Origin of the sequence: Treponema socranskii subsp. socranskii VPI DR56BR1116 = ATCC 35536, from assembly GCF_000468115.1 — a bacterium.
GTDB classification, from domain to species: domain Bacteria; phylum Spirochaetota; class Spirochaetia; order Treponematales; family Treponemataceae; genus Treponema_D; species Treponema_D socranskii.
In genome coordinates this window covers 43,746-61,842 of the sequence record NZ_AVQI01000030.1, presented here as the reverse complement: position 1 = coordinate 61,842, position 18,097 = coordinate 43,746, and the positions used below count along the sequence as shown (strand labels likewise).

Sequence of the window (18,097 nt, the reverse complement as noted above, 5' to 3'; positions counted from 1 at the left end):
TTGCAGCTTGTGAGTGCGGGGAGGGAGCGGTCGTGATAGGCGTACGCTTTGTACTGTGCGTTTCGACAGGCGATTCTGCGAAAATATGTTTCGCATACATACATCCCGCTTCCCGCTCGACAAGATTTTACGCAACGCAATATGCACTGTTGCCGCAGCGGTAAAAAATCTATATAATAATCGATAAACGTGCACGTATTTTTTTTAATAACGGGATTGCCATGTCGGAAGAATTAATCCAAAACGCATTTTTAAAAAAACTTTCGGTGCTTGCCCAACGCAACGACCCGATTCCTCCTGCTTTATATGTGAAGTACGATGTTAAGCGCGGGCTGCGTTATGCAAACGGGACGGGCGTGCTCGTCGGGCTCACGCGCATCGGCGATGTCGTCGGCTACGATATGGTAAACGGCGAAAAGGTGCCGATTCCCGGAAAGCTTTTTTACCGCGGCTACGATGTTGCCGAGCTTGTCAAAGATGCCGAGCGCACGAAGCAGTTCGGCTATGAGCAGTGCGTCTATCTTTTGCTTTTCGGCAAGCTTCCGACGCAGCGTCAGCTCGATGAATTTACGCAATTTTTGGGACTCCGCCGTACGCTTCCGCCGAACTTTACGGAAGATATGATTATGAAAGCGCCGTCGAGCGATATCATGAACAAGATGGCGCGCGGTGTACTCGCAAGTTATTCGTACGATCCCGATCCTGAAGGACGGGAGATCGCGAATGTGCTCAAGCAGTGCATCGAACTTATTTCGCGATTTTCGACGCTTGCCGCCTACGCATATCAGGCGAAGCGGCGTTTTTACGACGACAAGAGTATGTATATTCACAATCCGCTGCCCGAGCTTTCGACTGCGGAAAATTTTTTGCGTCTCATCCGTCCTGATAAAACCTATTCCCGCCTTGAAGCGGAAATCCTCGACCTCGCCCTTATTTTGCACGCCGAACACGGAGGCGGAAACAATTCGAGTTTGACGGTGCACGTCGTTTCATCTGCGGACACCGACACGTATTCGGCGATCGCCGCGGCTATAGGTTCACTCAAAGGAAGACGGCACGGAGGGGCGAATATCCGCGTCATGGAGATGATGGACGACATCAAATCTCACGTAAAGGATTGGACGAGCGAAAAGCAGATTCGCGATTATTTAATAAAAATCGCAAAACGCGAAGCGTTCGACGGTACGGGTTTGATTTACGGTATGGGGCACGCGGTGTACACGATCGACGATCCGAGAGCGGTGCTCCTTCGCGAGCGGGCGGCAAAACTCGCAAAAGAAAAAAAATGCGAAGCGGAATTCCGCCTCTACAATCTCATCGCCAAGGTTTCACCGGACGTTCTTGCCGAAGTGCACGGCGCCGACAAAAGAATCTGTCCGAACGTCGATTTTTATTCGGGATTTGTGTATTCCATGCTCAATATTCCGCGCGAACTCTACACACCCATCTTTGCGATTTCGCGTATTGCCGGCTGGAGTGCGCACCGTATCGAAGAGATCGTCGCAGGCGGCAGGATTTATCGGCCGGCGTATAAAAACGTGTGCGATGTGCGGGACTACATTCCGATCGAAAAGCGCGTAAAGTAAGCGCTTATGATCCGCCTCGACAAATTGCTGTCGCACGGAGGCTTGGGCTCCCGTTCTTCCGTAAAAAAAATTCTCCGTTCGGGCGCCGTAACGGTAAACGGCAAAAGCGTATTTGACTCATCGATGCGCGTCGATGAAGAGAAAGATATCGTCGCCGCGGACGGTAAAAAAATCGAAATCCGAAAAGCTCTCTATCTCATGATGTACAAGCCTTCGGGGTATGTGTGCGCAAAGCGCGACGGACTTCACCGAACGGTTTTCGATTTGCTCGGCGACGCGTACCGTACGCCTTTTTTCGAAGACAATCTTCACACGATCGGAAGGCTTGACTGTGATACCGAAGGCCTGCTTATCCTTACAACCGACGGAGAGCTTACGCACCGCATCACTTCTCCGAAAAGCGAATGCGGAAAAACGTATTTTGTGCGCATGGCAAAAAAAGTGCGAAGCGCGGAAGGATCGGCCTACGTTTCCGAATGTGCGAAAGGCGTGCACATAGCGGCGGAAGGAAGAGAAAAAGAAGCCGACTGCAAAAGCGCCGAACTCGTATGGCTCGGAAGCGGCGATGAAAAAGACGAATGCACGCTTACGATCTACGAAGGAAAGTTTCACGAAGTAAAGCGTATCTTTTCCGCGCTCGGAAACGAAGTCGTCTATTTGAAGCGCATCGCGATCGGCGCACTTCGGATGGACGAAAGCCTTGAGCGGGGCGGCTGTCGCGAACTTTCAGAAGACGAAATCGAACTGCTTAGCCGCATCTGAAAACTTGTGTGAGAGGAATAGACTAATTCATTTTTACCAGCGGGATATTTACCGTCGCTGTGCCGTCTATAAAAACCTTGTGTTTTTTGAAATTACCGGGCGGCCCCTTGCCGTCGTAGTTGCTGAAGCCGAACGGCTCTTTGGGTATGCCGATCGCATTCGCGTTTAATTTTCCGTCGCCGTTGACGTCGTGGTAAACGCAAAAAGCATAGTCGCCGGCTTTGAGCCGTATATGATATACGGCTTTGTCTCCCGCCGCCGCCAATTCGACGTTTCGATACGGAATGTGTTTGCGAAAACTTTCAGAGGAATCATGGATGCTTATAACAATCGTTCCCGAATTCTTTTTTATGCCGGTAACGACGATTTCCGTATCACAGAGCGTTTCACCGTCCGCCGCTTGAGGATACAAGGAATAGAGCGTAGCGAAAATCATCATACAGAAAAATAAGGTAAGTGTTTTTTTCATATTGCCTCCTAATTATTGCGCTGCATAATTTTCAAAGCGGCACTGCTCGAATACGTCCGTACCGATAAGCGTAATCGCCTTTGCGGGGCAATTGTTTATGCAGCGGTAGCATATCGTGCAGTTTCCGGGATAAAACACGGCTTTATTGTTTTCGATATACAATGATTTTGAAGGACAGTTTGCCGCGCATAGACCGCAGCCGATGCAGCGTTCCGTTCTGATTTTAAGCCGTTCTCTCAATTTTTTCGCATGCATTTTAAACCACAGGCGCTGCCCGAACAAACCCGCAATTCGATGTAAAAAAGATAGGCCGTCTTTCGGATAGATTCCGCGTTTTATGTCTTCCGCCGTCTGCGCGATCTTTTTTTGCACCGCCGCTATGAGCGCCCCGTTTTCTTCCGGCGTTTTTTTCAAGAGCTTTACATCGGCGATACAGTCCGGCATACGCAGGTGTAAGCCTCCGGTAACGGCGGCTCCGCATTTTCGAAGCAGCCGGGATGCAAGTCCCGCGCCGTCTCCGCTGAAAAGCCCCATCGTCGCGATAATAAAAACGCGTTTTCCGCAAAACATATCGGCGTGTTCTATAATGAACGCTTTTACGATACGCGGAATGTCGCTGAAATAAATCGGGTAGCCGAGCGCGATTTCATCCGACGCACGTAAAACTTCAAGCGCTTCGCGTGATTCCATGCTGTAAGCCCTGCCGCCGGTCGCTTGTGCCAACGCTTCCGTACAGTATTTTGTGTTTCCCGTTCCGCTGAAATAAATTCCGTTCATATCGTCTCCTGCAATAATCCATGTACCCTTACTTTAAAAATGACGGCTCGAGCAAGTCCATAAAATCGGTGATTTTTTCTTTCCAATTTTTGTCGTAGTGAACATTTTTCATTGCGGCCAACGCCGTAAGTCCGTGAATAAAAGCCCATATCGTTATTAAAATATCGTTTTGCTTTTTTTTCGGAACCTTGGTTTGCTTAAGCAGTGACACGATGCTGTTTTTATACAAAATAAAGGGTTTATAGTTTTTCTCATCCGGTATAGATAAAGTTAAATCGACCTTTATATCGGATGAGGAATACAAAAATTGAAAATAGGCGGGATTGTCAATAAAAAAAGAAACATAGGCTATACCCAATTTTTTTAACAATGCGGCGGGCTTTTTATTTTCGGCGACAGCCGTTTCGAGCGTTTTCGAAAAACGTTCGGTGATATGCAGCTGCATCGCGTTCAGTAATTCCTCTTTGTTGTGAAAATGACTGTACGGAGCCGCATGGCTGACTTTGCAGGCCGCCGCCGCTTTTCTCAGCGAAAAAGACTGCACACCGTCGGCATTGACGATTTCGATGCCTTTTTCGATTAGGAGATTTTTCAATCCTTCGCGGTGATACGGCAACTTCGATTTTCGCATAAGCGGCTCCTTTTTTCTTGTAATCTTTACAGTGTCAAGATAATAGCGTAAAATCTTTACGTTGTCAAGTTTAAAACGGCGATTTTAAAAGCTGCAGATTAAAGATGCGCGGCTTAAAATCATCTGTAGGAAAAACTTATGCGCGAATCGGATCGATTGCCTTGATTAAAGCGTTCCGAACGATTTACAAAGGCCGGCATTCGCGCGTATAATTACGCTATGTTGTCGGATATCGAAATAGCACAAAAAAATCGAATGCTTCCGATCGCGGACATCGCTCAGCGGATCGGGATTGATGCGGACGGGATCGAACTGTTCGGAGCTTACAAAGCAAAGCTCAGTGCAAAAACGCTTCGCACTCTGCAAAAACGCGCTCTGGACGAAACTTCGCGCGCTCGTCTCATCCTCGTCACTGCCGTAACGCCGACGAGCGCGGGGGAGGGCAAGTCGACCGTTTCGATAGGGCTTGCCGATGCGCTCAACCGTATCGGCAAAAAAACGGTGCTCGCGCTCCGCGAACCGTCTTTGGGTCCCTGTTTCGGCATAAAAGGCGGAGCCTGCGGAGGCGGATACGCACAGATCGTTCCGATGGAAGAAATCAATTTGCACTTTACGGGCGACATCCACGCGATTTCTTCAGCAAATAATTTGATTGCGGCACTCATAGACAATCACATTCACCACGGCAATGAACTGGGGATAGATCCCCGCACGATTTCGTGGAAGCGGTGCGTCGATCTCAATGACCGCGAACTGCGCAACATCGTCGTCGGACTCGGCGGCAGAGTGAACGGAGTACCGCGCGAAGACCGCTTTTGCATTTCCGTCGCGAGCGAAATCATGGCGATCGTCTGTCTCTCCCGCACGATTTCGGAATTGAAAGAGCGCATTTCGAATATCGTCATCGGGGAAAATTACGACAGAGAAATCGTTAAATTCGGAGAACTCGGATGTACCGGCGCGATCGCCGCATTGCTCAAAGATGCTCTGAAGCCGAACCTCGTGCAAACCCTCGAAAAAACTCCCGCGTTTGTGCACGGCGGCCCCTTTGCGAACATCGCGCACGGCTGTAACAGCATCAACGCGACGCTCGCCGCTCTCGCTTCGGGAAACTATGTCGTAACCGAAGCGGGATTTGCCGCCGATTTGGGTGCGGAAAAATTTATGGATATCAAGTGCCGTGCGGCGGGCATCGCTCCGTCCTGTGCCGTCATCGTTGCAACGGTGAGAGCTCTTAAAATGCACGGAGGTACGGAAAAACAGGATCTTGCCCGTCCCGACCTCAAAACGCTTTCGGCGGGATTTTCAAATCTCAAAACGCATATCGAAAACATCCGCAAATTCGGCGTAAGCGCGATCGTCGCGATCAACAAGTTCGCATCGGACACGAGCGAAGAACTCGAACTCCTCGCTGAACTCATTGCAGAAACGGGTACGGAAAGCGCCGTCTGCGAAAGCTGGGAAAAGGGAGGCGAGGGAGCGATTTCGCTTGCCGAAAAAACGAGCGCGCTCTGCGATGCGGGAAAAGCGGATTTCCGTCCGCTCTACGATTCCGATATGCCCCTTTCAAAAAAGATAGAACGCATTGCACGGGAAATCTACCGTGCAGGTGCGGTTTCGTTTGAAAGCGCCGCTTTGAAAAAGCTTTCGGCTTTCGAAAAGGCGGGTTACGGAGCGCTTCCCGTGTGCATCGCAAAGACGCAGAATTCGCTGAGCCACGATCCGAAACTGCTCGCTTCTCCGAGCGGCTATACCTTTCCGATCCGCGACGCGCAGCTTTACGCGGGTGCGGGCTTTATCGTCGCGCTTTCGGGCGACATCACGGTGATGCCGGGGCTGCCGAAAAAACCCGCCGCGCTCAATATCGACGTGAACGACGACGGAGTCATTTCGGGATTGTTTTAAACGAAAATATAAAAAATCCACGGTTAAGACTTTTCTTGTTTTGGTGGCTGTGTAACTGCCTGCCGAAGTGTGTTTGGCTTCCGCTTCGCGTGCGTTATATTTCGCTTGCCCTCGATTTTTACGAAGCGTATTTTTGAGGCGGGCTTTAAGCTTTCGTACACACGTCTTTTTGCGTACAGTTGTCGCAGTGCGTCGCACTGCCGCTTCCGACTGATTTATTTTTGTCGAACATTTCCATCATCGTCCGCCAGCCGAGCACGGCGCATTTGACGCGCGCGGGCATTTTCGAAACGTCTTCGAGGGCGGCCGCTTCGTCGAGTTGTTCTATTTCGGATGCGGCCGCATCGCCCTTTATCATGCTCATAAAGATATTTGCGAGGCGGAGCGCTTCGGTTTTATTTTTTCCGACGACGAGATCGAGCATCATATCGACCGACGCTTGGGAGATGGCGCAGCCGCTTCCCGTAAAAGAGCCGTCGGTAATCGTTCCGTCATCATCGATCTGCAAACTGAGCGTGATATTGTCCCCGCAGCTCGGATTGACACCGTTTAAAATGAGGGTCGGATGAGCCATCGGCTTTTTGTGAGCGGGATTTAAATTGTGCTCGTTGAGAATTTCCCGATACAGTTCTTTCGTTTCCATACCAATGCCGTCCTTGTGTATTCGCGTTTATGTGCCGTCTCTTTGTTCCGCAGCCGAAAGCGTTTTCCTAATCTTTAAAGCCCATCCATGAGCGGATGTTTTTTACTTTACTCAAAAAAACGTCGGCTTCTTCTTCGGTGTTGTAAAAATAGACGCTTGCCCGCGCCGTTGCGGGAACGCCGAGGTAGCTTCCGAGCGGCTGCGCGCAGTGGTGTCCCGCCCTGATCGCGATACGCTCGGTGTCGAGCACGGTCGCGATATCGTGCGGGTGCACTCCGTCTATCGTAAAGGTGACGATACCGCAGTGTCGCATCCCGTCGCTGTTACCTATGACGCGCACGTGTGGAATTGTTTTCATGCCCTCGATAAGGCGAGAGGCGAGCGCGTTGTCGTGATTTGTTATATAATCGTAGCCGATCGATTCGATGTATTTGACGGCAGCTTCAAGTCCGACGGCTCCGCTCGCGTTTACCGTGCCCGCTTCGAATTTTGCCGGAAGCGGCGCCCATGTCGCATCTTCTCTCGTAACGTATTCGATCATCTCGCCGCCGCGCAAAAAAGGCGGCATCGCTTCAAGGAGCGATTTTTTGCCGTACAAAACGCCGCATCCTGTGGGGCCTGTGAGTTTATGAGCGCTGAACGCGTAAAAGTCGGCATCAAGGGATCGCACGTCGGTTTTGATGTGCGGCACGGCTTGCGCGCCGTCAACGACGATAACGGCTCCCGCTTTATGAGCGGCCTTTGCGATTTTTGCGATATCGTTTGTAATGCCGAGTACGTTGCTGACGTGAGCGACGGCGACAAGCTTTGTGCGACTTCCTATCTTTCCTGCGATTTCTTCGTCGGAGATGATGCCGCTTTCTCTGTCGCACTCCAAATACACGAGCTTTGCACCCTTCGCTTTTGCAACCATCTGCCACGGAAGGATGTTCGAATGGTGTTCCATAATCGAAACGGCGATTTCGTCGCCCTCGCGTATGTTTGCCATGCCGTAGGTATAAGCGATGAGGTTCAACGATTCGCTTGCGTTCCGCGTAAAAATCACTTCACAATCTTCTGCCGCGTTTATAAAGCGGGCGACACTGTGCCGCGCGCCTTCGTAAGCTTCGGTTGCCCGTACGCTCAAATCGTAGAGGCCGCGCAAAGGATTCGCATTGTTTTCTTCGTAAAAATGCGTTATCGCATCGATTACCCGGCGCGGCCGCTGCGTCGTCGCAGCGTTATCGAAATAGATTAAACCCTTGTTTTTCGCATTTGAGAAAAACGGAAAATCGTTTCGAAAATCATTCATGTGAAAATACCTCATCCAAGTACGCGTTGATTTTTGCGACGGTCGTTTCGTCGGGAATAAGGGAGGCGATGCGTACGACTTTTGCGCGTGCCATCAGCTTTTCGGTTTCCGATTTAGCGATACCGCGCGACTGCATATAAAAAAGCGTGTCGTCTCCGAGTTTTCCGATCGTCGATCCGTGTTCGCCGGCTATGTTTTCTTCACCGCACAGAATGAGCGGAATCGATTTGTTGACGACATCGGGCGAAAGCAAGAGCACTTCTTCATATTCGTTGCCCGTCGAGCCCGCACAGCCGTTTATAAAATCGATCGAACCGCGGTAGGTTTTTGCCGCGCGGTCACACAGCGTACCTTGAGCGCTCATTTGACAGTCCGTTTTTTTACCGATCTGACGCACAATGTAATTCATATCGAGCTTTTGCTCTCCGCGGCAAAGGTAGGCCGTGTCCGCCTTAAAAGAGCCGCCGAACGAGGGTAGCTTGCCCGCGGCTCCCGTATATGTTTTTTCCCCGCCGAGAATCACGTGCGTCACTTCGACGCGGCCGCCTTCGGCGCAGACGGTTCCGATATCGTCGGTCTGCACAAAACCGTCGCCTAAAAGCTGCACTTTTACCAAGTGAATGAACGCATCCTTTCCCGCGTCGCAAATCGTGCGGACAATCTGAGTGCCCGATGAAGCGCGCTCGGATTCATAGCGCATGATAACCGTAATCGACGCGCCTTCTTCCGCCTTGATGATGTGAAAAGCGGAAGTAGCGCTTTTATCGATTAAATCGAAATCGATAAAGACGGGCGTTTCGACGCGCCGACCTTTTTTTACGGTGATACGCGAAGCTTTCGCATCTTTGAAAAAATAAGCGCCGAGCTCTTTGCCGCAGCCCGTTTCAAGATTGCGATAGGCATCCGCGTTTGCGTACCGCTCATATTCGACGCCGTGGGGCAGGGCGCTCATGCGAGGCTCCCCGTCGCCCGAAAGGCGCGCATCGGTTGAAAACGGCGTCGAATTTATTTTTAGCCAATTCCACGTGAGCGTCGGTAAATTATTAATCGTTAATATTTCAGCCATACGCGATCCTTACAGAGTGCCTTTCATTTCGAGGCGGATGAGATTGTTCATTTCGACTGCGTATTCGAGCGGCAGCTCTTTGCTGACCGGATTAGCAAAGCCGCTGACGATCATGCTTCTCGCTTCGTCTTCCGCGATGCCGCGCGACATGAGGTAAAAGATCGCCTCTCCCGAAATGCGCCCGATTTTCGCTTCGTGTCCGACATCCACGTCGTCAGTGTGAATTTCCATGGCAGGCACGGTATCGCTTCTGGAATCTTCATCGAGCATGAGCGATTCGCACGAAACGGAAGCTTTGCTGCCGCGTGCTTTTTTATCGATGTAAATTGCGGATCGATACGTACTTACGCCGCCGCCTTTTGAAATCGATTTTGTCGTAATGACGCTCGACGTATTTGGTGCGCTGTGTACCATCTTCGCTCCCGTGTCGAGGTTTTGGCCGCTTCCGGCAAAGGTGACGCCCGTAAACTCGGCTCTCGCATGTTCACCGACCAAATCGCTTTCCGGGTACAGATACGAAATATGGGAACCGAACGAACCCGAAACCCATTCGATAGAGCCTCCTTCTTCGACTCGTGCGCGCTTCGTGTTCAGGTTGTACATGTTCTTCGACCAGTTTTCGATCGTCGAATAACGGAGCCGGGCGTTTTTTGCAACGTAGAGTTCGACGGCTCCTGCATGCAGGTTTGCGACGTTGTATTTCGGCGCGGAGCATCCTTCGATAAAGTGCAGATCCGCTCCTTCGTCGACGATGATGAGCGTGTGTTCGAATTGGCCTGCACCCTTCGCGTTTAAGCGGAAGTACGACTGCAGCGGAAAGGAAAGGTGAACGCCTTTGGGCACGTACACAAACGAACCGCCCGACCATACCGCTCCGTGGAGCGCGGCGAATTTGTGGGCGCGGGGCGGAACAAGGCGCATAAAATGTTTTTTGATCATGTCCGCGTATTCGCCGCGGAGAGCGCTTTCAAAATCGGAATAGACGACGCCCTGATTTGCAACTTCGTCGCGTATATTGTGGTAGACGAGTTCGCTGTCGTACTGCGCGCCGACGCCTGCAAGAGAGGTGCGCTCCGCTTCGGGAATGCCGAGCTTTTCAAAGGTTTCTTTTATATCTTCGGGAACTTGTTCCCAGTTGTTTTTCATCTTCGTGTTCGGGCGCACGTAAGTCGCGATGTGTTCTATGTGAAGCCCGCTTATATCCGGCCCCCACGACGGCACGGGCATTTCATCGTAAATTTTAAGAGAAGCGAGACGGAAATCCCTCATCCATTCGGGATCGTTTTTATCTTTTGAAAGCTTTAAAACGATTTCTTCGGTTAATCCGGGATCGTTTCTGTAAAAATCTTTTTCATCGTAACGGAAATCATACATCGACGTATCGATATCGATTTTTGCGGCGGAGTTTCTGTCGATGACTTCGTTCATTGCGTACCGTCCTTTTCAAAACGTTCGAATCCGTTTTTGTTGATTTCATCGACAAGAGACGCATCTCCCGTTTTGACGATTTTGCCTTTGACGAGCACGTGCGTAAAATCGACGGTAAGGCTTTCGAGAATTTTCGCCGAATGCGTGATGATGAGCAGCGTGCCGCCGTTTTGCTTATACGCTTCGATGCCCTTTGATACGGTACGCACCGCGTCCACGTCGAGACCCGAATCGGTTTCGTCGAGGATTGCGAATTTGGGCTTGAGCATAAGCATCTGCAGTATTTCGCTTTTTTTGCGTTCGCCGCCTGAAAAGCCGACATTCAAATCGCGTGAAGCGTAGGATATATCCATGTTTAGCAATTGCATCGCCGCTTGCAGGTCTTTTTGAAATTGGAACAGTTTAACGTGCTCTCCGGTACGCTGCTGGAGCGCACTTCTGATAAAGGTTTCGAGGGAAATGCCCGGTACTTCGAGCGGATTTTGAAAGGATAAAAACATACCGGCTTTCGCGCGCACGTCCGTCTTTTCTTCGGTGAGGTCTTTACCGTCGAATATGATTTTTCCTTCGGTAAGCGTGTAGACGGGATTTCCCATAAGCGTATTGCCGAGCGTCGATTTACCCGCTCCGTTCGGCCCCATAAATACGTGTGTTTCGCCTTTATTTATTTTCAAATCGATGCCGTGCAGCACGGACTTTCCGTTTATATCGACCGAAATATTTTGAACATCGAGCAGCAGATCACTCATAAATAATCGAACTCCTGATTATGATTAAGGAACAAAAAGCTGAATTATCTACGAAAAAAGTAGGTAATTGCTCCGTTCTTAATATATCCATATTATCGTAAAAAAGCAAGCGTGAATATATCCGTTTCGTTTGACGGCATATACAGGGTTTCGGACATACGCGCGTAATTGACATTTCACCGTTTACTTCCTATCATTTGTGTATGACTGATATACAAGCCGTATCGCTCTTCTATATGTACGGTCTTATTTCGTTGATCGCCTTTGTTCTATACATCCCGCGTTTATTGTATTATGTAAGCGGTTTTAAAAAGCCCGAGCATTTAATAAACCGCGTGCAAAATCGCTTTGCCGTCCTTATCCCCGCGCGGAACGAAAGCGTCGGTATCGGGCTTTTGCTGGACAGTCTCGCGCGTCAAACCTACGACTGCAAAAAATTCGATACGTTTGTCATCGTCGATTCGGAAGACGACCCGACTTGCGCCATCGTGAAAAAATACGAGAGCACCTATGTGCAGATTGTCAAAAATCAAACGTGCAAGGGCATGGCGCTCGACGGTTCGCTCAAAGAGCTGCTTTCCGGCGCATACGGGCGTTACGATGCGTATATCATCATCGACGGAGACAATGTCGCTTCGGACAATTTTATCGAAGAGATGAATAACGCTCTCGCATCGGACGTTCAGATCGTGCTCGGTAAGCGCGAAGTAAAAAATTATCTCCTTGGGGGGAAAAGACTCCGTTCGCTTGCGACGAACTGCAGCGCGCTTACGTACACGTTTCTCGACAAGATGGGAAATGCGTTCAGAACGAAGGCAGGCGTTCCCTGTACGATGTGCGGGACGGGCGTTATGGTCAGGCACGACGTCATCGAAGAGATCGGCGGCTGGCCGTACCGCAGTTTTACCGAAGATCTTGAGATGACTATCAATGCGATTCTTCACGGCTGGTCGTCGTGTTTTTACGAATACGCAGTCGTCTACACCGAAGAAGCGCTTTCGCATAAAGCGTTGGATCGGCGCCGTGAGCGTTGGCTCATCGGCTATATGCAGATTGCGTTTAAGTACCGCAATACAATCGCAAAACAAACGTACGCATCTCTTCGCGATCGCTCGCTTTCGCTTGTGCAAAAGATACGCGGCATCCGCATAAAAAATTTCGATTTTTTGTACGGATTCGGCCCGCTTTTTTTGTTTTTCGGCAATACAGCCGTTTGTTTTGTGCTTTACATAATCGCTGCAGGTATTGATTATTTTAATCGCGGATTTATTAATTTTTCCGCGTTAAAATACGGCATGGTCATCATGCTTATACTCTACGGCGTACTCGTTTCCTATACGTTTATCGCACTCATAATCGATCCGAAAGCACTCAAGATTACGTTCGGCGAAAAGCTTGCCGTGCTTTTGTACAATCCCTTTTTTATAGCCGAGTACGCATATTTTTACGTTGCGGCATTTTTTACGCTGCTTCGAAATCCGCATTACGGCGAAGGTGTGCCGTGGCAGCAGATCGAGCGCATTGAAACGGTGATGAGGGGATCGGAGTGATGGACATCGGCGGCATCAAAGGCGATACGCAGCGCGAAATACAAAATCGCATCGCAGAGCTTGAAAAAAAAGGCAAGTTCGACGGAAACGTTCAGCCGATCGACTATGATGCGATGATTCGGGTAACCGACGATTATGTTTTTCTCCCACGCACGTTTTCATTTTTTTTATGGTGCGTTTTTATCCGCGCGGCGGCGACGGTACTCGGCCCGGTTTTGACAAAGTTCGTGCTCGGCGCTCGCGTCGAAGGGCGCAAAAATCTGTGCAGTGTGAAAGGCTTTGTCGCCGTCTGCAATCACGTGCACTCGCTCGACAATATGATCGTGCGCGAGGCGGTTTTCGGTCATACGCTGTACATCACGGTTGCGGAATTTAACAATATGCGAGGACCCATCGGAAGCATCATGCGCGGGGCGGGGACGCTGCCGTTCAGCGGAAACGTAAAAGCGATGAACGAGCTGCAAAAGACGCTGTCGCTTTTACTCGCAAAGGGCTGCGCCGTGCTCGGCTATCCGGAGCAATCGCTGTGGCTTCGCTATGAAAAGCCGCGCCCCTTTCACACCGGCATGTTCCATATAGCCGCAGCGAATTCGGTGCCTGTCGTTCCGATGTTTATCACCTTTTCCGCGCCTTCAAAGCTACGTTCTTTTTTCAGCAAAAAAAAAGTTGCGACACTCCATATCCTCTCTCCGATCTATCCCGATAAAACGCTTTCGCGCAAAGAGAACGCCGCTTTTTTGATGTCGCGCGCTTCTAAGGCGTGGCGCAGCTGTTATGTTTCGGTTTACGGATACGAGCCCGATATTCGAGCGAACGAGAACTGATGTTGTAAAATAATAAGGATACGTATGAAAAAGATTTCGATACTGTTTGATTTGTATTTTTCCCTTGCCAAAATAGGTTCGGTTACTTTCGGCGGCGGTATGGCGATGATGCCGATTTTGCAGCGCGATCTGATCGAAAAAAAGAAGTGGATGACCGAAGACGAACTGCTCGATTATTATGCGATAGGACAATCGACTCCGGGTATCATTGCGGTAAATGTCGCAACCTTTGTCGGCTTTAAGCAGGCGGGGATAATCGGGGGCATCGTCGCGACGCTCGGTATGATAACTCCGTCCGTCATTATCATTTCGCTTATCGCGCGCTTTATCAGTTCGGTCGATCACTTGCCGCTTGCGCAAAAAGCGCTTCGCGGCATCAATGTGTCGGTCGCGGCGCTTCTCACGTCGGTCGTGTTTCAATTTTCAAAAAAAACCGTAAAATCGATTTTGGGATTTTTGTGCCTCGCAGTTTCGTTTGCGGCGATATGGTTTTTCAAAGTACCGTCGTATTGGATGATCATCGCGGGAGCGGCGACGGGCGTCATCGTTTCGGTACTTTTGCGAAAAATGAAAAAAAGCGCGGAGGACAAGTGATGGAAACGACGTATTCGCTTTTTCAGCTTTTTTGGATTTTCTTTTATATCGGCGCGTTTACGATCGGAGGAGGGCTTGTCGCCGTAACGCTCATGCAGCCAACTCTCGTCGACAAGGGCGTCATCTCTGCCGAACAGTTTTACAATATGGTTGCCATCTCCGAATCGACGCCGGGACCGATCGGCATCAATATGGCGACATACATCGGCTATTCGCAGTACGGCGTTTTCGGCGGCATCGTTACGACATTCGGGCAAGTGCTCCCGTCCGTTATCTGTATTTTAATAATCGCGCATTTTTTTATGAAATTCCACGATACGCCGCTCGTCAAAGCCGCATTCTCCACGCTTAGACCTGCGACTACGGGAATCATCCTCGTTGCGGCGGCGCAGGTTTTTATCGTCGCGCTTTTGAACACGCCTTTTTCGTTCGGTTCGCTTTTGACGATTGAAGGCTGGAAAAATCTTTTCGTGTGGCCGAGTCTTGCGTTTTATATCGCAGCTCTTATCGTTTTGATGAAGACGAAAATCCATCCCGTATTCGTCATGTTGTTCGGAGCTGTGTTCGGCATAATTTTTCTGTGAATGTTCCAATTGTACAGCAAGCGTGTCGGCGCGGTGTTGCAAGCCGATCGAAAAAAACGTTTCCCTTTTTCAGCGCGATGTTTTTAAAACGCGCCTCTCTTTTCGGCGGAGGATCGCTTCTTCGATCAGCAATTCGGTGAGGCAGGTAAAGCTCAAGCCTTCGCTTTCACAGGCTTTCGGAAACATGCTGATAGCCGTAAAGCCCGGCATCGAATTGATCTCATTGAGATAGATTTCGCCAGAGTCTTTGTCGAGAAAAAAATCGATGCGGCTCAAACCCGATGCGTCGACGATTTTGTATGCGTTCAGTGCGATGTTTCTGATCTTTTCGCGGAGGCTTTCGCTTATGTCCGCCGGTATGCGCACGCCGTCGCTGTCTTTGTATTTTGCGTTGTAATCGTAAAACTCGTGCGTCAAAACGATTTCACCGGGTCCATATACGGTAACGCTTTCGCGCATTCCTTCCGCCGCCGTCGTATTGCCGGTGACGGCGCATTCGAGTTCGCGGGCGTTTATCGCCTTTTCGATAAGCACTTTATCGTCCCACAAAAAAGCGTCCGCAAGTGCGACCGAAAGCGCCTTTGCGTTTTCCGCTTTTGCAGCACCGTTCGAAGAGCCCGCCGCGCAGGGCTTTACAAAAAGCGGAAAGCCGAGTGTACTGACGGCTTTTTCTACGAGCGCATCGTACGCGCGCGAATCGAGCACATCCGCTCTCCGAACCGTAACGTAGGGGACGACGGGAATGCCCGCCGCCTGAAGGACGACCTTTGTTTTTTCTTTGTCCATCGTGAGTGCGCTCGATGCGACGGAGCAGCCGACATAGGGGATGTCCGCCGTTTCGAAGAGTCCCTGAATGGTGCCGTCTTCGCCGTTCGTACCGTGAAGGACTGCGAACGCGACGTCGATATCGAGTATCCGGCCGCCCGCCGAAAAGGCCGCATTTTTCATTCCGGGAGCGACCCTTATTTCAGCGCCCTCTTTTTCCGTTACCTTAATCGCCGCCTTTGCGTCGGCTCTCACGCGGTCGAGTTCGGCATCGTCTTGTAAAAACCATCGTCCGTCTTTTGTAATGCCGATGAGAATGACTTTATGCTTTTTGTCGATGTGCCGCGCGACCGCTGCACCCGACATGAGCGATACTTCGTGTTCGCCGCTTTTTCCGCCGTAGATAAGTGCTATCGTCATAGAACGAGTATAGCACTTTCGGTGCGGCTCGGGAATGGCTTAGCGCAAAATGTGAAATGTAAAGGCACAGGCGCCGTCGTGTAAACGCGCACGTCGAGCAGACGTACAAGATGCGTGCAAAACACACACTGAAACTCAAACGAGCGAGATAAGCGGGCGATAATATGCACGCGCTCACTTGCGGATTTTGCCGAGATACGCTACAATTTTTTCAAGTTAGCTTAAGCTAATAAAACGGTATCGGCGAATGTATGCCGGTTAAAAAACCGATACGCAAAGGAAAGGTATAATCGATGAAAGACAAAAAACGTTCCGCAGTTTCTTGGATCGTAGAATTTGCGGAAGATCGGAAAATGTACTATGCGTTGAGCGTGCTTACGGCGATGTTCGGCGTTTTATGCGGTATCGCTCCGTATTTTTTTATCGCCGATATCATAAAAAAGCTTTTGGCGGGCACACGCGTTTTCGGCGCTTTTGCCGCGGATCTTATTTTAATAATGTTGTTTTGGGCATTTCGCGTCGTTCTCCACGCAGTTTCGACTTCTCTTTCGCACAAAGCGACATTCCGCGTGCTCGCCGAAATCAGAAAGAGATGCTGCGATAAACTTGCTCGATTGCCGCTCGGCAGCGTGCTCGATATTCCGTCGGGTTCTCTCAAAAATACGCTCGTCGAAAGAGTCGACAGCATCGAAACGACGCTCGCGCATGTCGTGCCCGAGTTTACGGGAAACCTCTTCGGACCGCTTTGCGTACTCATCTATCTCTTTTTTATCGATTGGCGCATGGCTCTCGTATCGCTCATCTCGCTTCCGATCGGTATTATCTTCGGTTCGTGTATGTGGATAGGCTATGAAGCGTCGTGGAAGCGGGTCATCGACAAAACGAAAGCGCTCAACGATACCGCGGTCGAATACATCAACGGCATTGAAGTTATCAAAGTGTTCGGCAAAGTGAAAAGTTCGTATGACCGCTTTGTCGTTGCGGCGAAAGAGGGTGCGTCCTGCTTTATCGACTGGATGAGGAGAGCCAATATATTTTTTACGCTTACGATGGTGATCACGCCCGCGACGCTTTTGTTTGTTCTGCCCGCAGGCGGATTTTTCGTTAAAAACGGATCACTTGCCGCGAGCGATTTTATTCAAATAATCATTTTGAGCGTCGGATTGATATCGCCGCTTATCACCGCGATGTCGTATACGGACGATATGGCAAAAGTGGGCGTCGTTATCGGAGAAGTTTCGGATATCCTCGAACGGAAAGAACTTTCGCGTCCCGACAAAATGAGCGAAGAACCTGAGGGAAATGCGATCCGCCTCGACGGCGTGCGCTTCGCATACCGCGAAAAAGAAGTGCTGCACGGCATAAGTCTTGAAATCCCCGACGGTTCGGTGTGCGCTTTGGTGGGGCCTTCGGGGAGCGGCAAATCGACGATCGCAAAGCTCATCGCGTCTTTGTGGGACGCAGGCGAGGGTGTCATCACTTTAGGCGGCGTCGATATCCGAAAGATTCCGCTCGAAGCGTACAACAGACGCATCGCTTTCGTGTCGCAGGATAATTATCTTTTCAATGAAAGCGTGCGCGAAAATATCCGTATCGGAAAAGAGGGCGCGAGCGATAAAGAAGTCGAAGAAGCTGCGAAAAAAAGCGGCTGCCACGAATTCATCGAAAGCCTCGAACACGGCTACGATACGATCGTCGGAGACTCAGGCGGGCACCTTTCAGGCGGCGAGCGGCAGCGCATCGCGATCGCGCGCGCCATGCTCAAAGACGCGCCCGTCGTCATCCTCGACGAAGCGACGTCGTATACCGACCCCGAAAACGAAGCTGTCATCCAGTCGTCGGTCGCAAAGCTCGTAAAGGGGAAAACGCTGCTTGTCATCGCGCACCGCCTTTCGACGATCAAAGACTCGGACAAAATCTTCGTTATCAAAGACGGAACGCTCGACGATGAAGGGACGCACCGCGAACTCCTTTTGCGCGGAGGTTTGTATGCGAAGATGTGGGAAGCGCACATATCGGTTAAAGACGGCTTGAGCGCAGTGAAAGGCTAGGA

General features: G+C 50.4%; 17 protein-coding genes. 8 read left to right on the top strand and 9 right to left on the bottom strand.

Annotated elements, in window-relative coordinates:
* The first annotated feature begins 221 nt into the window (after nucleotides 1-221).
* Together HMPREF0860_RS04900 and HMPREF0860_RS04895 are read left to right on the top strand one after the other, a co-directional pair.
* Nucleotides 222-1,586, top strand: a complete 1,365-nt coding sequence (locus tag HMPREF0860_RS04900; protein WP_021330086.1) for a citrate/2-methylcitrate synthase — start codon at nucleotides 222-224, stop codon at nucleotides 1,584-1,586.
* Between the two features lie 6 nt (nucleotides 1,587-1,592).
* Nucleotides 1,593-2,348: a pseudouridine synthase gene (locus HMPREF0860_RS04895; protein WP_021330028.1), complete on the top strand. Its 756-nt coding sequence runs from the start codon at nucleotides 1,593-1,595 to the stop codon at nucleotides 2,346-2,348.
* 22 nt (nucleotides 2,349-2,370) lie between these two features.
* On the opposite strand, the gene HMPREF0860_RS04890 is transcribed toward HMPREF0860_RS04895, so the two are convergent.
* Genes HMPREF0860_RS04890 through HMPREF0860_RS04880 form a run of 3 tightly spaced genes read right to left on the bottom strand, consistent with a single transcriptional unit; the run spans nucleotide 2,371 to nucleotide 4,225 of the window.
* Complete coding sequence (locus HMPREF0860_RS04890; protein ID WP_021330074.1) at nucleotides 2,371-2,817, bottom strand: DUF2141 domain-containing protein; 447 nt, start codon at nucleotides 2,815-2,817, stop codon at nucleotides 2,371-2,373.
* Between the two features lie 12 nt (nucleotides 2,818-2,829).
* Entirely contained in the window at nucleotides 2,830-3,594 is a 765-nt protein-coding gene (locus tag HMPREF0860_RS04885) for an EFR1 family ferrodoxin (protein WP_021330015.1), read from the bottom strand.
* Nucleotides 3,595-3,622: 28 nt separating this feature from the next.
* Nucleotides 3,623-4,225 carry a TetR/AcrR family transcriptional regulator gene (locus tag HMPREF0860_RS04880; RefSeq protein WP_021330083.1) on the bottom strand — a complete coding sequence of 201 codons (603 nt, stop codon included), beginning with the start codon at nucleotides 4,223-4,225 and terminating at the stop codon, nucleotides 3,623-3,625.
* A gap of 219 nt (nucleotides 4,226-4,444) precedes the next feature.
* On the opposite strand from HMPREF0860_RS04880, the gene HMPREF0860_RS04875 reads away from it, so the two are divergent.
* A complete protein-coding gene (locus HMPREF0860_RS04875; RefSeq protein WP_021330024.1) occupies nucleotides 4,445-6,130 on the top strand; it encodes a formate--tetrahydrofolate ligase in 1,686 nt (561 codons plus the stop codon).
* Nucleotides 6,131-6,275: 145 nt separating this feature from the next.
* Here the strand turns inward: HMPREF0860_RS04875 and sufU are convergent, their stop codons facing one another.
* From sufU to sufC, 5 genes are all read right to left on the bottom strand, one after another.
* Nucleotides 6,276-6,773, bottom strand: coding sequence for a Fe-S cluster assembly sulfur transfer protein SufU (gene sufU, locus HMPREF0860_RS04870; protein ID WP_021330040.1), 498 nt, complete (start codon nucleotides 6,771-6,773; stop codon nucleotides 6,276-6,278).
* Nucleotides 6,774-6,840: 67 nt separating this feature from the next.
* Nucleotides 6,841-8,064, bottom strand: coding sequence for an aminotransferase class V-fold PLP-dependent enzyme (locus HMPREF0860_RS04865; protein ID WP_021330060.1), 1,224 nt, complete (start codon nucleotides 8,062-8,064; stop codon nucleotides 6,841-6,843).
* Nucleotides 8,057-9,130 (bottom strand): SufB/SufD family protein, encoded by a 1,074-nt coding sequence (locus HMPREF0860_RS04860; RefSeq protein ID WP_021330031.1) that lies wholly within the window; start codon nucleotides 9,128-9,130, stop codon nucleotides 8,057-8,059. The genes HMPREF0860_RS04865 and HMPREF0860_RS04860 overlap by 8 nt, the downstream gene beginning before the upstream one ends.
* A gap of 9 nt (nucleotides 9,131-9,139) precedes the next feature.
* A complete protein-coding gene (sufB, locus tag HMPREF0860_RS04855; RefSeq protein WP_021330036.1) occupies nucleotides 9,140-10,558 on the bottom strand; it encodes a Fe-S cluster assembly protein SufB in 1,419 nt (472 codons plus the stop codon).
* The gene (gene sufC, locus HMPREF0860_RS04850; protein ID WP_021330059.1) at nucleotides 10,555-11,307 is read right to left on the bottom strand and encodes a Fe-S cluster assembly ATPase SufC; all 753 of its coding nucleotides are present in this window, start codon (nucleotides 11,305-11,307) and stop codon (nucleotides 10,555-10,557) included. The genes sufB and sufC overlap by 4 nt, the downstream gene beginning before the upstream one ends.
* Nucleotides 11,308-11,510: 203 nt before the next feature.
* Here sufC and HMPREF0860_RS04845 point away from each other — a divergent pair, with 203 nt between their 5' ends.
* Genes HMPREF0860_RS04845 through HMPREF0860_RS04830 form a run of 4 tightly spaced genes read left to right on the top strand, consistent with a single transcriptional unit; the run spans nucleotide 11,511 to nucleotide 14,859 of the window.
* Nucleotides 11,511-12,857, top strand: coding sequence for a glycosyltransferase family 2 protein (locus HMPREF0860_RS04845; RefSeq protein ID WP_021330082.1), 1,347 nt, complete (start codon nucleotides 11,511-11,513; stop codon nucleotides 12,855-12,857).
* Complete coding sequence (locus tag HMPREF0860_RS04840; protein ID WP_038080785.1) at nucleotides 12,857-13,681, top strand: lysophospholipid acyltransferase family protein; 825 nt, start codon at nucleotides 12,857-12,859, stop codon at nucleotides 13,679-13,681. Before HMPREF0860_RS04845 ends, HMPREF0860_RS04840 begins: the two co-directional genes overlap by 1 nt.
* Nucleotides 13,682-13,705: 24 nt before the next feature.
* Nucleotides 13,706-14,275, top strand: coding sequence for a chromate transporter (locus HMPREF0860_RS04835; RefSeq protein WP_021330052.1), 570 nt, complete (start codon nucleotides 13,706-13,708; stop codon nucleotides 14,273-14,275).
* Nucleotides 14,275-14,859: a chromate transporter gene (locus HMPREF0860_RS04830; RefSeq protein ID WP_021495550.1), complete on the top strand. Its 585-nt coding sequence runs from the start codon at nucleotides 14,275-14,277 to the stop codon at nucleotides 14,857-14,859. Before HMPREF0860_RS04835 ends, HMPREF0860_RS04830 begins: the two co-directional genes overlap by 1 nt.
* Nucleotides 14,860-14,928: 69 nt before the next feature.
* Here HMPREF0860_RS04830 and HMPREF0860_RS04825 read toward each other — a convergent pair whose 3' ends face one another.
* Nucleotides 14,929-16,044 carry a D-alanine--D-alanine ligase family protein gene (locus tag HMPREF0860_RS04825; RefSeq protein ID WP_021330067.1) on the bottom strand — a complete coding sequence of 372 codons (1,116 nt, stop codon included), beginning with the start codon at nucleotides 16,042-16,044 and terminating at the stop codon, nucleotides 14,929-14,931.
* A gap of 293 nt (nucleotides 16,045-16,337) precedes the next feature.
* Between HMPREF0860_RS04825 and HMPREF0860_RS04820 the strand changes: the two genes are divergently transcribed.
* Nucleotides 16,338-18,095, top strand: a complete 1,758-nt coding sequence (locus HMPREF0860_RS04820) for an ABC transporter ATP-binding protein (RefSeq protein WP_021330070.1) — start codon at nucleotides 16,338-16,340, stop codon at nucleotides 18,093-18,095.
* Nucleotides 18,096-18,097: the final 2 nt, after the last annotated feature.

Excerpts from the sequence above, each read along its gene's own strand:
- sufB (WP_021330036.1), bottom strand. The coding sequence starts at position 10,558 with ATGAACGAAGTCATCGACAGAAACTCCGCCGCAAAAATCGATATCGAT.
- HMPREF0860_RS04835 (WP_021330052.1), top strand. The coding sequence starts at position 13,706 with ATGAAAAAGATTTCGATACTGTTTGATTTGTATTTTTCCCTTGCCAAA.
- HMPREF0860_RS04895 (WP_021330028.1), top strand. The coding sequence starts at position 1,593 with ATGATCCGCCTCGACAAATTGCTGTCGCACGGAGGCTTGGGCTCCCGT.
- sufU (WP_021330040.1), bottom strand. The coding sequence starts at position 6,773 with ATGGAAACGAAAGAACTGTATCGGGAAATTCTCAACGAGCACAATTTA.
- HMPREF0860_RS04860 (WP_021330031.1), bottom strand. The coding sequence starts at position 9,130 with ATGGCTGAAATATTAACGATTAATAATTTACCGACGCTCACGTGGAAT.
- HMPREF0860_RS04840 (WP_038080785.1), top strand. The coding sequence starts at position 12,857 with ATGGACATCGGCGGCATCAAAGGCGATACGCAGCGCGAAATACAAAAT.
- sufC (WP_021330059.1), bottom strand. The coding sequence starts at position 11,307 with ATGAGTGATCTGCTGCTCGATGTTCAAAATATTTCGGTCGATATAAAC.
- HMPREF0860_RS04900 (WP_021330086.1), top strand. The coding sequence starts at position 222 with ATGTCGGAAGAATTAATCCAAAACGCATTTTTAAAAAAACTTTCGGTG.
- HMPREF0860_RS04875 (WP_021330024.1), top strand. The coding sequence starts at position 4,445 with ATGTTGTCGGATATCGAAATAGCACAAAAAAATCGAATGCTTCCGATC.
- HMPREF0860_RS04890 (WP_021330074.1), bottom strand. The coding sequence starts at position 2,817 with ATGAAAAAAACACTTACCTTATTTTTCTGTATGATGATTTTCGCTACG.
- HMPREF0860_RS04885 (WP_021330015.1), bottom strand. The coding sequence starts at position 3,594 with ATGAACGGAATTTATTTCAGCGGAACGGGAAACACAAAATACTGTACG.
- HMPREF0860_RS04825 (WP_021330067.1), bottom strand. The coding sequence starts at position 16,044 with ATGACGATAGCACTTATCTACGGCGGAAAAAGCGGCGAACACGAAGTA.
- HMPREF0860_RS04830 (WP_021495550.1), top strand. The coding sequence starts at position 14,275 with ATGGAAACGACGTATTCGCTTTTTCAGCTTTTTTGGATTTTCTTTTAT.
- HMPREF0860_RS04880 (WP_021330083.1), bottom strand. The coding sequence starts at position 4,225 with ATGCGAAAATCGAAGTTGCCGTATCACCGCGAAGGATTGAAAAATCTC.
- HMPREF0860_RS04820 (WP_021330070.1), top strand. The coding sequence starts at position 16,338 with ATGAAAGACAAAAAACGTTCCGCAGTTTCTTGGATCGTAGAATTTGCG.
- HMPREF0860_RS04845 (WP_021330082.1), top strand. The coding sequence starts at position 11,511 with ATGACTGATATACAAGCCGTATCGCTCTTCTATATGTACGGTCTTATT.
- HMPREF0860_RS04865 (WP_021330060.1), bottom strand. The coding sequence starts at position 8,064 with ATGAATGATTTTCGAAACGATTTTCCGTTTTTCTCAAATGCGAAAAAC.